Origin of the sequence: Nocardia tenerifensis NBRC 101015, from assembly GCF_000308715.1 — a bacterium.
Taxonomy (GTDB): Bacteria; Actinomycetota; Actinomycetes; order Mycobacteriales; family Mycobacteriaceae; genus Nocardia; species Nocardia tenerifensis.
Window position 1 is genome coordinate 1 of record NZ_BAGH01000006.1, and the last position, 13,174, is coordinate 13,174.

Here is a 13,174-nt window from a genome sequence, read left to right on the forward strand (position 1 = left end):
GCGCCATCGCAGAGCGGCTCGCCTCCGACGGCGCCCGCGTGGCCGTGCACTACGGCAGCAACGAGGCCGCGGCCAAGGAAACCGTCGCCGCCATCGAATCTGCTGGGGGCCAGGCGTTTTCGGTTCGCGCCGACCTGGGCGTCGACGGCGACGTGGACACGCTGTTCGACGGATTGACCGCGGGTTTGGCGGGCGATCCCCTGGACATCCTCGTGAACAACGCCGCCATCATGATCTACGAGGCCACCCTGCCCGACGCCACGCCGGAGCAGTTCGAGCGGCTGTTCGCGGTCAATGTCCGCGCACCCTTCTTCATCGCACAGCGGACGCTGCCGCTGCTGGCCGACGGCGGCCGCATCATCAATATCTCCTCCGGCGTCACCTGGTTCGCGACCCCGCAGACGGTCTACGCGATGACCAAAGGCGCACTCAACGCTTTCGCCCGGTCGGCGGCGAATTCCCTTGGCAGTCGAGGCATTACGGTCAACACGATCTCGCCCGGCGTCACCGACACCGACATGAACGGATGGCTGCACGAAACCGACGACGCCGCACCGGGAATCGCCGCCCTCACCGCCCTGGAGCGGGTCGGCCGCGGCCCCGACATCGCCGACACGGTCGCCTTCCTCGCCTCCGCCGACGGACGCTGGGTGACCGGCCAGACCCTGGAGGTCAACGGCGGCCTCTTCCTCGGGCCGAAATCCCAAGCCTGGTGAGGCATCGGGGGCGGCCTCGACCGCGCCCGATCCGAAACCACCCTGACGCTAACCTGTTCGAATGAAAGCAGGCGGACCCATGCGACGTCGCACCGCGGCCGACACCCGCGAGCACGTGCTGCGGGTCGCCCGCGATCTCTTCTACCGCGACGGAGTGCGCGCCACCGGCGTCGACCGGGTCGCCGCCGAGGCCGAAGTGGCGCCGACGACGTTGTACCGCCTGTTCGCCTCCAAGGACGACCTGGTAGCCGCCTACATCGAGCGCGAGGCCCACCTCTATCGCGAATGGTTCACCGCCGCAGTCGAATCCACCCCCGACCCGCGCGCCCGAATCCTCGCCGTCTTCGATGCCCTCACCGAGCAAGTGTCAGCCCCCGAATGCCGCGGCTGCCCCTTCCTCATGACCCTCGGCGAATTCCCCGACAACCACCTCCCCGCCCACCAGCGCGCCGTCGCCACCAAAACCTGGGTCCACGCCCAGTTCACCACCCTCACAACAGCACTCACCCCAGACGCATCCCACCTCGCCGACGAACTCTTCCTGATCATGGAAGGCGTCTACGCAACCACCCAATCCCAGAGCCCCGAAAACCTCGCCCGCCAAGCCCGCACCCTCGTCGACCGCCTCCTCCCCACCCCCCCCTGAAATACCGAGCCCGCCGTCGAGCGTCGCGAGGTGGTCGGGCCGCCGGCTCCGACAGTCCACCTGGCAAAGCTACTTGCTGAGGTCGATGCCAACGATCTAGTGCGGGCCCGCTGAGGGGTGGGTCGCCGGCCTGCGCGGACACGTTCGAGCCGACATCAACCGAAACCCGGCGCGGCGAACCGAAATTGTCCGCTGAGGCCGGCAACCTCAGTACACGGATCAGCCAACCACCACGTGCGGGCCGTGAATGACGGAATACCGGGGCCCCAGCGCAACCGTGCTGATGAACTCCGCGACGCTGTCACAACGAAGGACGAAGCCGTCGCGCGATCGCACGGCGACGATTCGGCTCCGAGCCGCATTGTTCGTGACTACGGTGGACGGCCACCCACGAGGCACGACTACAGGAGGCACCGATGCCGCACCCCCAGGCCAAGATTCACCGGATGTTCGAGCTGGTGGAGCCGATCGCGACCATCACCTTCTCGGAGGTGCCGAACGAGGCTTTCCTGGCGGTCGGCATGCGCAACTACTGGGACGGCTATTTCGCGGGGCGGGCGGCGCCGCTGGGGTTGGCGCCTGCCGCGGTGGTGCACGCGGTCTTCTACAACTTCGCGGAAGGTGAGGTGGCGCGCCATATTCCGTGGGTGTGGGGGAAGGTCAGCCCGGAGGAGGCGATCGCGGTGCGGGAGCGAGGGAGCGCGGCCGCGTTGCGGGAGAGGATGGGGGCGCTGGCCGAGTCCGCGGGTCTGGTGCGGGTCGCCGATCTGGCCACCCGCGCGGCGGTGAGCGCGCCGACGGAGGGCCGAGCGCTGTACGCGGGGCTCCGGGCGCTGGACGTGCCCGAGGAACCGGTGGCCAGGCTTTGGCACGCGGCGACGCTCCTGCGCGAGTACCGCGGCGACGGCCACAACGCGGCGCTGCTCGCCCACGGCATCGGCGGCACCGAGGCGCACGTCTTGATGGCACTCGACCTGGGGATGGCAGCGGAGAAGTTCGGGCGAATCCACCACCTGCCCGAGGCGCAGCTGGCCGCGGTGATCGACGGCCTGCGCGACCGCGGGCTCGTGGACGCCGCAGGCGCGTTCACCGACGCCGGTCGAGAAGTCAAGCAGCGGATCGAGATTCGCACCGATGAGCTGGCGGCCCCAGCCTACGACGTGCTGAGCGCGGACGAACTCGACGAGCTGATCGCGGGCCTCGAGCCGATCGCCGCCACGGTGAACACCGTCGACCACTGAGCGACCATGCCTTCGCCCGACCGAGGTCGGCGGCCGAATACAGGTGCGCAGGCCATCGGGAGGCAACTGTCAGCACACCAGCACTGTGGTCATGCGATCGCCGAGAGCACCTGACAGACTCGGCGGGTGACCGATTCTCGTGACGCGGATGCGACCAGGCTGGCGACCGAATCGCTGGCGCAAGATGATCCGACCGGTTGGTTCGAACGCCTGTACGTGGAGGCAGCCGACGGGACGGCGGTGGTGCCATGGGATGCCCCGGAGCCGAACGCGCTGCTGGTCGACTGGCTCGAGCGCCATGCGCGAGCCGGCGGCGGCACACGGGCGATGGTGGTGGGCTGCGGACTGGGGCGCGACGCCGAGCACCTCGCCGAGCTGGGCTTCGAGACGACCGCGTTCGACGTCGCGGAGACCGCGATAAAGACTGCGCGGGAACGCTTTCCGGACTCCCCGGTCGATTATGTCGTCGGCGATCTGCTCGACCCGCCCGCCGAGTGGAACGGCGCGTTCGACCTGGTGGTCGAGTCGATCACCGTGCAGTCGCTGCCCGTCACGGTGCGCGACGTGGCGACCGCGAACGTCGCGCGGATGGTGGCGCCCGGCGGTGACCTGCTGGTCATCGCGGGCATCGCCGAGGAGGGCGCGAAGGCGGACGGACCCCCGTGGCCGCTCACCCGGGCCGAGATCGACGCGTTCGCGACCGGTGACCTCCGGCCGGTCGAGGTGGAGCAGGCCTCGCCGGCCGGCAAGCCGAACTTCGTGCGTTGGCGCGCGGTATTCCACCGGGGCTGACAGGCGATCTGCGCGGTCCGGCCGATCTCGGCAGGATGGTGGGGTGAGCGAGAGCGACGGCGCCGCGGACCTGGTCTGGTACGCGGCGTACGGATCGAACATGCACCTGAGCCGGCTGCGCTGCTATCTCAACGGCGGCACACCGGAGGGCGGGGCGCGGGCCGTGCCGGGCTGCCGCGACCCGGGCGAGCCCGCGCGCTCGGTCCCGATGATGCTGCCGGGCCTGCTGTACTTCGCCACCGAATCGCTGGTGTGGACGGGCGGGCGCGCGTTCTACGACCCGGACGGTCCGGGCCAGACCGCCGCCCGCGCGTACCTGCTCACCGTCGCCCAGTTCTCCGACATCGCGGCCCAGGAGATGTACCGGATCCCGGACGCGGACCTCGACCTCACCGGCGCGATCACCACCGGACGCGCCCCGCTCGGCCCGGGACGGTACGAAACCCTTTCCTACGCAGGCACCTTCGAGGGACACCCGATCCTCACCTGCACCGCCCCGTGGCAGCACGGCGACCTGCCGGGAAATCCGCCGTCCCCCAGCTACTTACGCCACCTGGCCGCCGGCCTGATCGAATCCCACGGCTGGACGATCGAAAAAGCCGCGACCTACCTCGCGACGCGCCCCGGCGCGGATCTCGCGTGGACGCCCGCCACGCTCACCGCACTGCTGCGCACCTGATCACGAGTGACTCGGCGAATCCTCCAGCTGATACCCGAGTTTCACGTCGTGGTTCACCTCGCCGCCCGCGACGGTCACCTGACTGGTCGACGGCGGGTAGCCGCGCGCCACGACGGTGTACTGCCCTTGCGGCAGATCGGTGACCAGGTAGCGCCCGTTGTCGTCGGTGCGCGCGGTGGCGGTCACGTCGCCGGTGGTGTTCAGCACGCTGATCTGGGCGTCCGGGACGGGACGGCCGTCCTCGGCGAGGGCCGAGCCGACGAGCACCGCCATCGGCGACAGGTCGATGTCGTGGCGGAGCAGGCCGGAGTCGGGGACGGTGAGGGTGGTCGCGGTGGGCCGCATGTGCTCGGCCACCGCGACCAATGTGTATGTGCCGGAGACGATCCCGTGACAGGTGTACCGGCCGTCGGCCGTGGTCGTCGCCGCGCCGACCACCTCGCCGCGCAGGTCGGTCAGCGTGATGGTGGCGCCGTAGAGCGGGGTGCCGCGCACGGCCGACCGGACGACGCCGGACAGCTCGCCCGAACCGAGCAGCGTGAGATCGAGGCGCTGCGCCCGCTGACCGACCGAGACCGTCACCGCCGCGGGCTGATGTCCCGGCGCGGAGATGATCAGCACGTAGTTGCCGCTCTCTGGCACGTCGATGGCGTAGCCGCCCTCCGCGTCCCCGGTCGCCCGCGAAACCTGGTGTCCCCGTTGGTCGATGAGGGTGAGCGCGGCGTCGGGCACGGGCTGGCCGTTCTCCCGTCGGATGCGCCCACCGATGGCGCCGTCGCCGTAGCCGGCGAGGTCCTCCGCCGAGTCGAGCACGGTCACCGCGGAACCGCTTGCGGCCACGGCGAACTCGTGAGACCCGTTGCCGCGGTGCTCCACCGGTGCGGCCCTGCCGACGGCCCCGGCGAGCACGGGTTCGGGTTCCGAGAGCGCCTGCGCCGCGCCCTCCCACACCTGATCCTCGTCCCAGCTCGACTTCGCGGGGGCCGCCTGCTTTCCGACAGGCATCGGGTCATCTTGCAGCGGAATCTCTTTCATGAACATCAGCACCACACAGGCCAGCAGCGCCACTGCGGCCGCGACGTAGAACACCCCGTGCATGGAGTCGGTGAATCCGACCAGGATCGGCACCTTCACCTCGTCGGGCAGCGCACCGATGCCGCTGGTGTTGCTCTGCAAGTCGCTGAGCTGTTCGGGCCCGAACCCGGGCGGCAGCTGGCCGCCGAACGCGTCGACGATCTTGTTCGGCAACAGATTGAACAGAATCGTCAGGAACACCGCGACGCCGAGGGTGCCGCCCATCTGGCGGAAGAAGGTCGCCGCGGCGGTCGAAACGCCCATATCCGAACGCGGACCGGCATTTTGAGCCGCGATGACCAGCGTCTGCATGCAGAAACCGAGGCCGAGGCCGATCACCGTGCAGTACGCCAGCGGCTGCCACAGCGGGCTGTCGTAGTGCACCTGCGCGTACAGCGCCGAGCCGGTCGCGGTGATGAAAGTACCCGCAACGGGCAGGATCTTGTAGCGCCCGGTCTTCTTGGTGATCCGGCCGCCGAGCTGCGCGCCGACCGTGATGCCCATGACGAGCGGCAGCATCAGCAGGCCGGCGTTGGTCGGGGTGAACCCGCGCACCACCTGAAAGTACTGCGGCACCATGGTGATCGCGCCGAACATGGCGATGCCGACGATGAACCCGCCCGCGATGGTGACGCTGAACGTGGAACTCTTGAACAGGCGCAAGGGAATCAGCGCCGCGTCCTTCATCAGGAACTCGACGAGCAGAAACAGCAGCAGCCCCGCCGCGCCGACCGCGTAGCAGAGCAGCGACCGATGCGACTGCCAACCCCAGTGCCTGCCCTGCTCGGCGACGACGAGCAGCGGCACCGTGCCGATCGTCAGCGCTATCGCGCCGAGCCAGTCGATGCGGTGATTCTGGCGCTGATGCGGCACATTGAGCACCTTGGCGACCACGAGCCAGGCGAGCACGCCGACGGGCACGTTCACCAGGAACACCCAGCGCCAGCCCGCGATGCCGCCGAGGGTGTCGAGATCGGAGAAGAATCCGCCGAGCACCGGGCCGAGCACCGTGGCGAATCCGAAGACCATCATGAAGTAGCCCTGGTAGCGAACCCGCTCGCGGGCGGGCACGATATCGCCGATGATGGTGAACGCCAACGACATCAGGCCGCCCGCGCCGAGCCCCTGGAACGCGCGGAACCCGGCCAGCTCGTACATGGAGGTGGCGAAGGTACAGGCCACCGAGCCGATGATGAACAGCCCGATCGCGGTGAGGTAGAACGGCTTACGCCCGTAGATATCGGCCAGCTTGCCGTAGAGCGGCGTGGTGATCGTCGCGGTGATCAGGTACGCCGTTGTCGCCCAGGCCTGTTCGTCGAAGCCGTGCAGGCTGTTGGAGATCTTCACGATCGCCACGCTGACGATGTTCTGGTCGAGGGCGGCCAGGAACATGCCGAGCAGCAGGCCCGACAGGATGGTCAAGATCTGCCGATGCGACAGTGCGGTACTCTCGCCCGCTTCCAGGCCCGGCGGCGTTGCCTGGGTGGTGGAATTCGTCATGTGCGCCCTAATTCTCGTCGGCTGCGGTGTCAGCTGTTTTCCTCGAAACGCGCATCCGATCGGCGGCCGCCGGCAGCATCCGTGCGCGGCCGTCCATCGGATCGGCCCGGCGCTCGGCCGAGCCCTGTGCCACAAGCGATCTGCTCTATCTACTGCTGGTAAGACTCGCAACGTGCCTGCATGAGCTGCGCAACTAGTTGCTACTGCGAACAATACAGCGGCGTGTTTCGCGGTAATCACCGCGGGTGGCGTTTCCCGCCGAAACTCACGCCGGGATAGCAGCCTGCTATGTAAGGTCTTTCGTGTCTCGCCGCGGGCGGGGCGCAAGCTTCTGCGGCGCGGGCTGCGGTACGCCCTGTCGCGCAATCCGATCAGTATCCGGCGACAGGGGGAAACAGTAGATGTCCGAGCGCGATTCCGCACCAGCGCCCCCGCCGACGCCCGAACCTACACCGACGCCCGAACCTACGCCGACACCCGGCAACGGCAACGGCAACGGCAACGGCAACGGCAACGGCAACGCCAGAGCATCAGGCGCAACCTCCTTCTGGAAGTCCGCACTCTTCTGGACGATAGTCGGCAGCCTCGGCACCATCATCGCGATCTTCGTCAGCATCGCCCAGTGCGCCCGCTCGAACCCACCCCAGGCGACTCCGAGCAGCTCCCCCATCCCCGGCCCCACCGCCCGGCCGACGACCACCGAGCCGCCCTCGCTCACCCACGGCCACCAGCGAATAGCCAACGTCGAGGGCATAGACCTGGACACCGGCCAGGTCCACGACCAGAACCAGCTCGGCGTCGACATGAGCCCGTCCAGAACCGCCGACTCCCTCAACGCCATGACCAACGGCAACGCCCGCTTCGCCCTCCCCCGCGACGACACCCGCACCGGCCTGGACCGCTGCACCGCCATCCCACCGGCCGCGTGGTCCAAAACCCTCGACAACGTCTACCACCTACCCACCGGCGGCCACCTCTGCGTGCAGACCGACCAGGGCAATCTCGCCGACCTCACCCTGACCCATATCCCTTCCGCCGGTGAGCAATACCTCGAGTTCGACTTCACCACGTGGCGGACCCGATGAACCGCTCCCATCGGCGCGGACGAGTCCGCCGGGGCAGCAACCCAACCGCGCGCGACACTCTCGGCGTGCGGTAAGGCTCGGCCCTTCGTTCGGGGACGGTAATGTTGGCACGTCGCGTGGTACAAGGCCCTCGGGTGCGCTGTGCGAATGTGGGTACTCCGCGTTAGTCGTCTTTTCGGCGATGACCGAGTAGGTAGACGCGGATGGAAGGAGACCGGAGTCGATGCTTTCCGGCCAGAGTAGGCAGATCCGCCTCCTCGGCGACGGCGACAGCAAGGCCCGTACCGAAGCACCGATTCCCGACCGCCGACCAGACCGCACCACCGTCTGGAGTTGGCCGGATTTGTCGGTGCTACTGGTCGAGGACGATCAAGCCGACGCCCTGCTGGTAGAAGAGTTGATCGCCGATGGCGCGCCGGGTCTGCCGATGCGCTGGGTGCGCTCCGCAGCCGAGGCCCGCGAACTGCTCGCCGAGCAGTTGCCCGACTGCGTGCTGTTGGACCTGCACCTACCCGACGCACACGGGCTGGAGGCGCTGGCCACTGTGCGCGAGTACACCGACAAGGTCGCCGTCATCGTGCTCACCGGATTGGACCAGGAGCAGATCGGGCTCGCGGCGGTGGCCGCGGGCGCGCAGGACTACCTGGTCAAGGGCCGGGTGGAACCCGAATTGTTCGGTCGCGCACTGCGTTACGCCATCCAGCGTAAACAGGCCGAGCGCGCCGCCGCGGCGCTGCGGGCCAGCCAGATGCGCGCGCAGGAGAACGCGCGCCTGGAACGCGGCCTGCTGCCGACGCCGCTCGTGCGCGGCGAACGCTCGGTCGATATCGTCGCGCGCTACCGTCCCGGCCGGGCCAACGCCCTGCTCGGCGGCGACTTCTACGACGTGGTGCAGCAGGCCGACGGCACCGTCCACGCGTTGATCGGGGACGTCGCGGGCCACGGGCCCGACGAGGCGGCGACCGGCGTCGCGTTACGACTGGCCTGGCGCACGCTGGTGCTGAGCGAGATCGTCGGCGTCCGGCAACTGCAACTGCTCGAGGAGGTGCTGCTCGCCGAGCGCACCGGCAAACACACCTTCGCCACCCTTACCAGCTTGATCCTGTGTCCGCACGATCACCGCGTGCTCGTCACCAGGGCCGGGCACCCCGGCATGCTGATGCGCACCGGGTCCGCCGTGGACTGGGTCGAGGTGCCCGGCGGCCCGGCGATCGGCTTCCTGCCCGGCCGCGCCGAGTGGGCCACCCACGAGCTCACGCTGCCGGACGGTTCGGGGCTGATGCTGTTCACCGACGGCCTTTTCGAGGGGCACACCGACGCGGGTCAGGATCGCCTCGGCGAGGAGGGCCTGCTCGAGCTCGCCCGCACCGTGACCGCGGCGGAGCCCGCGGTGTTCGTCGACGAACTGATCTGGCGCGCGGAGGAACTCGCCGAGGCGCACGGCGGTTTGGCCGACGACGTGGCGGTCATGTACTTGCAATGGAATCACCGAGACCTGAAGCAGGACAATCGATGACGACATCCCCCGGGAAGCAGTCCATCGCCGGTCGGCTGACCGTGCAGGGCTGGTTCATGCTCGTGCTGGCCTTCATGGTGATCCTGGTCATCATCGGCACGGCCGTCGGCGCCCTGCAACTCAGCAAGACCAATCGGGTCGCCGACCGGCTCGTCGAGCAGCTCCAGCCGGCCACCGCCGAGGCGTACCGGCTGCAAGCCGCGCTGATCAACCAGGAGACCGGTGTCCGCGGCTACGCGATCGGCGCCGACGAGCAGTTCCTCGCGCCGTATTACGAAGGCGTGCAGGACGAGACGCGGTCCGCGACGAAGATCCGCGAGCTGCTGGGCGACCGACCGGAACTGCTCGCCGACCTCGAAGGGGTGGAACGCACGGCGGCCCGGTGGCGCGCCGAGTACGCCGAACCGGTGATCGCCGGGGTGGCCGCGCGCGGCCCCGCCGCCGATCAGACCACGCCCACCCGTGGCAAGGCCACCTTCGACGAACTGCGCGCCCTGTTCACCAAGCAGAACGCTGACCTCGCCGCCGCGGTCGATCTGGACCAAGCCGAGCTGAAAAGCACTCGCACCGTGCGGGATACGGCGCTGGCCGCGATGGTGGGCGTGTTCCTGCTCGCCGCCGTCGCGCTGACGCTGCTGGTGCGCAGGCTGGTCGCGCAGCCGCTGGACTACCTCGAGGCCGCCTCGCTGCGCGTCGCCGACGGCGACTTCGATCACCACATCACCGCGCACGGCCCCGCCGATCTCGCCACCGTGGCCGAGGCGGTGGAGCGCATGCGCCGCCAGGTCGTCGCCGAACTCGCCTCTTCCCGCGTCCAAGAGGGCGTGCTGGCCGCGCAGACGGCGGAATTGGCCGCCCAGACGACCGAACTGGACGCGCAGACCGCCGAGCTGCGCCGCTCCAACGCCGAGCTCGAGCAGTTCGCCTACGTGGCCTCGCACGATCTGCAGGAGCCGCTGCGCAAGGTCGCCGCGTTCTGCCAGCTGCTGGAGAAGCGCTACGCCGACCAGCTCGACGAGCGCGCGGTCCAATACATCGACTACGCGGTGGACGGCGCCAAGCGCATGCAGGTGCTGATCAACGACCTGCTGACCTTCTCCCGGGTCGGCCGCGTCATCGACGGCAACGTGCCGATCGGCCTCGATCAGACCCTGGACAAGGCCATGACCAATCTCGCGGCGGCCGCCGAGGACGCCGAGCTGGACCTGGTCCGGCCCGACAAGCTCCCCGAGATCAACGGCGACCCGACCCTGCTGACCATGCTGTGGCAGAACCTGATCGGCAACGCGATCAAGTTCCGCGCGCCCGACCGTTCGCCGGTGGTCACCCTGGACTGTGTCGCGGATGGTGACACCGGAGGCTGGCTGTTCTCGGTGTCCGACAATGGCATCGGCATCCCGCCGGAGTTCGCGGAGAAGGTGTTCGTGATCTTCCAGCGGCTGCACAGCCGGGAGGAGTACAGCGGCACCGGCATCGGGCTCGCGCTGTGCAAGAAGATCGTCGAGCACCACGGCGGCAAGATCTGGCTCGACACCGACTACACCGACGGCACGCGGTTCTGGTTCACCTTGAATTCGCCGGTGGCGACCGAGGAGACCGAAGTACCCGTCGACACAGGCGAACCGCGCGCCACCGAGCAGGCCGGCACGCCCGAACAAGCGGGCGTAACCGGCTGACCGCGTTCACAATGTCCCCGATAGACCCCTTTGACTACAGGAGACTTCCTTTGACCGTTCCCGGCCAACCCATCGACATCCTCCTCGTGGAGGACGACCCCGGCGACGAGCTGATGACACGGGAGGCGTTCGAGGACAACAAGATCGGCAACACCCTGCACGTCGCGCACGACGGCCAGGAGGCCCTCGACTTCCTGTACAAGCAGGGTGAGTACGCGAACGCGCCGCGTCCCGACCTGATCCTGCTCGACCTCAATCTGCCGCGATACGACGGTCGTCAGGTCCTCGAACGGATCAAGGCCGACCCGGACCTGTCGCACATCCCCGTGGTGGTCCTCACCACCTCGGCGGCCGAGGAAGACATCTTGCGCAGCTACAAGCTGCACGCGAACGCCTACGTGACAAAGCCGGTCGACCTGGACCAGTTCGTCGCGGCCATCAAGCACATCGACGATTTCTTCGTCCAGGTCGTCCGGCTGCCGCGGGTCTGATCGCCGCCGAACGGAATGCGCTCGCCCCGGCTCAGGCCGGGCGGCGCGGTTCCTCGGCGAGGGCGTCGTCCACGCTGTTGTGCACGCTGAGCAGCTTGTCCAGGCCGGTCACCTCGATGGGCCTGCGCACGGGCGGCGAGGCCACGACGCGCAGCCGGCCCGACGGCAGCGCCTCCGCCGCCACGAGCAGCACGCTCAATCCCGCGGAGCCGAAGAACTCCACCTGGGACAGATCGACGACCAGCGTGGCGGGCTTGTCCTGCAGGGCCTCGTCCACCGCGGCCTGGAACTGTGGCGCGGAGGCCATGTCGATCTCTCCGGTCAGCGACAGGATTCGGGCGGAATCCACCGAGCGCGCCTCGACATCGAGGCTCTTCGCCTTGCCGTCCGCGCTCATCGACCACCACCGTGGACACTGACACAACCGGCGCCGACGAGCGCCGTTCCACTGGGGCCCGACCGATCCGAGCCCGCTACACCAAACGGATTGCCTGGTATCGCCACTTCGCTTACCTCCGACGCATCGACCCTCCGCCCGCTCGAACACGGTGCGGAGATGATCCAAGTGGCCAAACTACCGTAGGCCGGCTCGAATCGCCGCGCGCGCCTCGGCCTGCCGCTCCGAGCAGACAATTCTCAGCGCACCCGCGCGGGCCGCCGGTCTTCGGCGAAGTCCAGCTCTAGCGAGACCGGAATGACCTCCACCTCCAGCGCCTCGCGCAGCCGGGTGACCGCGTGGCCCAGGATCCTGCGGCGCAGCTCGGCGATGTCGGCCGTGGGTTCGGCCGTGACCACCAGATGCAGCTCGGGCGCGTCGCGGCCGCCGGACAGCCAGGCCGAGGCCGAGCGCACGCCCGCGTAGCCCTCGATATCGGCCGCCACCGGAGCGGCGGCGGTCGAGGACTCGAGCACGGTGGTCCCCGCGCACTCGATGCCGCCAGTACGCCACGTGACCGATTTCGGCATGCGGAACACCTGGGCGAGCAGCCAGCGCAGGCACAGGAGACCGATCAGCACGGCGACCGCCACCGCGGCCACGAGCACCCACGTCGGCGGGGCCGCGGTACCGGGGACGACGGTGTCATCGGCGTCGACCCAGCGCAACCGCCCGTAATGCGCGGCGACGGCGAGCACACCCGCGGTGAGCAACAACACTCCGGTGAACCCGAGCACGGTCCGGTTCATCGCGGCCGGACGGTTGGTTCGAGTCATCACGCCTCCCCTGTCTCAGGCCCGGCTGTCTGCGACCGATGCCGCTCCGCTGACTTCGACCAGTGCGACTCAGCCGCCTCCGGTCCGTGCGGCTCAGCTGCCACCGGCCCATGCTGCCCTGCCGACTCCGGCCCATGCGGCTCAGCTGACCTCGACCCACGCGGCTCACTCGACTCCGGCCCGTGCGGCTCACCTGACCTCGACCCATGCGGCACAGCCGACTCCGGCCCGTGAGGCTCACCTGACCTCGACCCACGCGACTCACTCGACTCCGGCCCGTGTGGCTCGGCTGTCTGCGGCCCATGCGGCTCAGCTGATTTCGGTCCGTGCCGCTCGGCCGACTCCCGCCTGTGCCGCTCCGCTGACTCCGTCCCGTATTGCTTCGCAGTCTTCGGCCCGTGTGCCTTGGCTTCCTTCGGTCCGTGCAACTTGGCACGGACCCGGCGCACGGGCTGCGGGCCGATCTCCTGGACGCGGCGGGTGAGGGTCTGGCAGATCTCGTCCGGAAGACTGTCCGCGCCGGAGCGGTCGGTGTGCGCGGACACC

The 13,174-nt window shown here is 69.0% G+C and carries 12 protein-coding genes; 9 read left to right on the top strand and 3 right to left on the bottom strand.

Annotation, left to right across the window (positions count from 1 at the left end; translation table 11 throughout):
• The 5 genes from ON39_RS00350 to ON39_RS00370 form a co-directional block, all read left to right on the top strand.
• Positions 1-716: SDR family oxidoreductase (locus ON39_RS00350; protein ID WP_040729341.1), on the top strand; the 716-nt coding region annotated here is incomplete at its 5' end.
• 79 nt (positions 717-795) lie between these two features.
• Positions 796-1,362: a TetR/AcrR family transcriptional regulator gene (locus ON39_RS00355; RefSeq protein WP_040729342.1), complete on the top strand. Its 567-nt coding sequence runs from the start codon at positions 796-798 to the stop codon at positions 1,360-1,362.
• 416 nt (positions 1,363-1,778) lie between these two features.
• On the top strand, positions 1,779-2,603 hold the full coding sequence (locus ON39_RS00360; RefSeq protein ID WP_040729344.1) for an SCO6745 family protein: 825 nt from the start codon (positions 1,779-1,781) through the stop codon (positions 2,601-2,603).
• Between the two features lie 126 nt (positions 2,604-2,729).
• Positions 2,730-3,395 carry a class I SAM-dependent methyltransferase gene (locus tag ON39_RS00365; RefSeq protein ID WP_040729346.1) on the top strand — a complete coding sequence of 222 codons (666 nt, stop codon included), beginning with the start codon at positions 2,730-2,732 and terminating at the stop codon, positions 3,393-3,395.
• Between the two features lie 43 nt (positions 3,396-3,438).
• Positions 3,439-4,074: a hypothetical protein gene (locus ON39_RS00370; protein WP_040729348.1), complete on the top strand. Its 636-nt coding sequence runs from the start codon at positions 3,439-3,441 to the stop codon at positions 4,072-4,074.
• On the opposite strand, the gene ON39_RS00375 is transcribed toward ON39_RS00370, so the two are convergent.
• Positions 4,075-6,648 (bottom strand): MFS transporter, encoded by a 2,574-nt coding sequence (locus ON39_RS00375; RefSeq protein WP_040729350.1) that lies wholly within the window; start codon positions 6,646-6,648, stop codon positions 4,075-4,077.
• 401 nt (positions 6,649-7,049) lie between these two features.
• On the opposite strand from ON39_RS00375, the gene ON39_RS00380 reads away from it, so the two are divergent.
• The 4 genes from ON39_RS00380 (at position 7,050) to ON39_RS00395 (ending at position 11,416) form a co-directional block, all read left to right on the top strand.
• Positions 7,050-7,733, top strand: coding sequence for a hypothetical protein (locus ON39_RS00380; protein WP_040729352.1), 684 nt, complete (start codon positions 7,050-7,052; stop codon positions 7,731-7,733).
• A gap of 343 nt (positions 7,734-8,076) precedes the next feature.
• On the top strand, positions 8,077-9,249 hold the full coding sequence (locus ON39_RS00385) for a PP2C family protein-serine/threonine phosphatase (RefSeq protein WP_425454141.1): 1,173 nt from the start codon (positions 8,077-8,079) through the stop codon (positions 9,247-9,249).
• Positions 9,246-10,925 carry a sensor histidine kinase gene (locus ON39_RS00390; RefSeq protein ID WP_051186119.1) on the top strand — a complete coding sequence of 560 codons (1,680 nt, stop codon included), beginning with the start codon at positions 9,246-9,248 and terminating at the stop codon, positions 10,923-10,925. The genes ON39_RS00385 and ON39_RS00390 overlap by 4 nt, the downstream gene beginning before the upstream one ends.
• Positions 10,926-10,975: 50 nt before the next feature.
• On the top strand, positions 10,976-11,416 hold the full coding sequence (locus ON39_RS00395) for a response regulator (protein WP_040729354.1): 441 nt from the start codon (positions 10,976-10,978) through the stop codon (positions 11,414-11,416).
• Positions 11,417-11,447: 31 nt separating this feature from the next.
• Here ON39_RS00395 and ON39_RS00400 read toward each other — a convergent pair whose 3' ends face one another.
• Positions 11,448-11,813: an STAS domain-containing protein gene (locus ON39_RS00400; RefSeq protein ID WP_040729357.1), complete on the bottom strand. Its 366-nt coding sequence runs from the start codon at positions 11,811-11,813 to the stop codon at positions 11,448-11,450.
• A 239-nt stretch (positions 11,814-12,052) separates the two neighbouring features.
• Complete coding sequence (locus tag ON39_RS00405; RefSeq protein WP_040729360.1) at positions 12,053-12,628, bottom strand: Asp23/Gls24 family envelope stress response protein; 576 nt, start codon at positions 12,626-12,628, stop codon at positions 12,053-12,055.
• Positions 12,629-13,174: the final 546 nt, after the last annotated feature.

What these genes read in the sequence shown, in the direction of transcription:
- ON39_RS00355 (WP_040729342.1), top strand. Translation starts at nt 796, where the DNA reads ATGCGACGTCGCACCGCGGCCGACACCCGCGAGCACGTGCTGCGGGTC.
- ON39_RS00360 (WP_040729344.1), top strand. Translation starts at nt 1,779, where the DNA reads ATGCCGCACCCCCAGGCCAAGATTCACCGGATGTTCGAGCTGGTGGAG.
- ON39_RS00375 (WP_040729350.1), bottom strand. Translation starts at nt 6,648, where the DNA reads ATGACGAATTCCACCACCCAGGCAACGCCGCCGGGCCTGGAAGCGGGC.
- ON39_RS00380 (WP_040729352.1), top strand. Translation starts at nt 7,050, where the DNA reads ATGTCCGAGCGCGATTCCGCACCAGCGCCCCCGCCGACGCCCGAACCT.
- ON39_RS00390 (WP_051186119.1), top strand. Translation starts at nt 9,246, where the DNA reads ATGACGACATCCCCCGGGAAGCAGTCCATCGCCGGTCGGCTGACCGTG.
- ON39_RS00400 (WP_040729357.1), bottom strand. Translation starts at nt 11,813, where the DNA reads ATGAGCGCGGACGGCAAGGCGAAGAGCCTCGATGTCGAGGCGCGCTCG.
- ON39_RS00405 (WP_040729360.1), bottom strand. Translation starts at nt 12,628, where the DNA reads ATGACTCGAACCAACCGTCCGGCCGCGATGAACCGGACCGTGCTCGGG.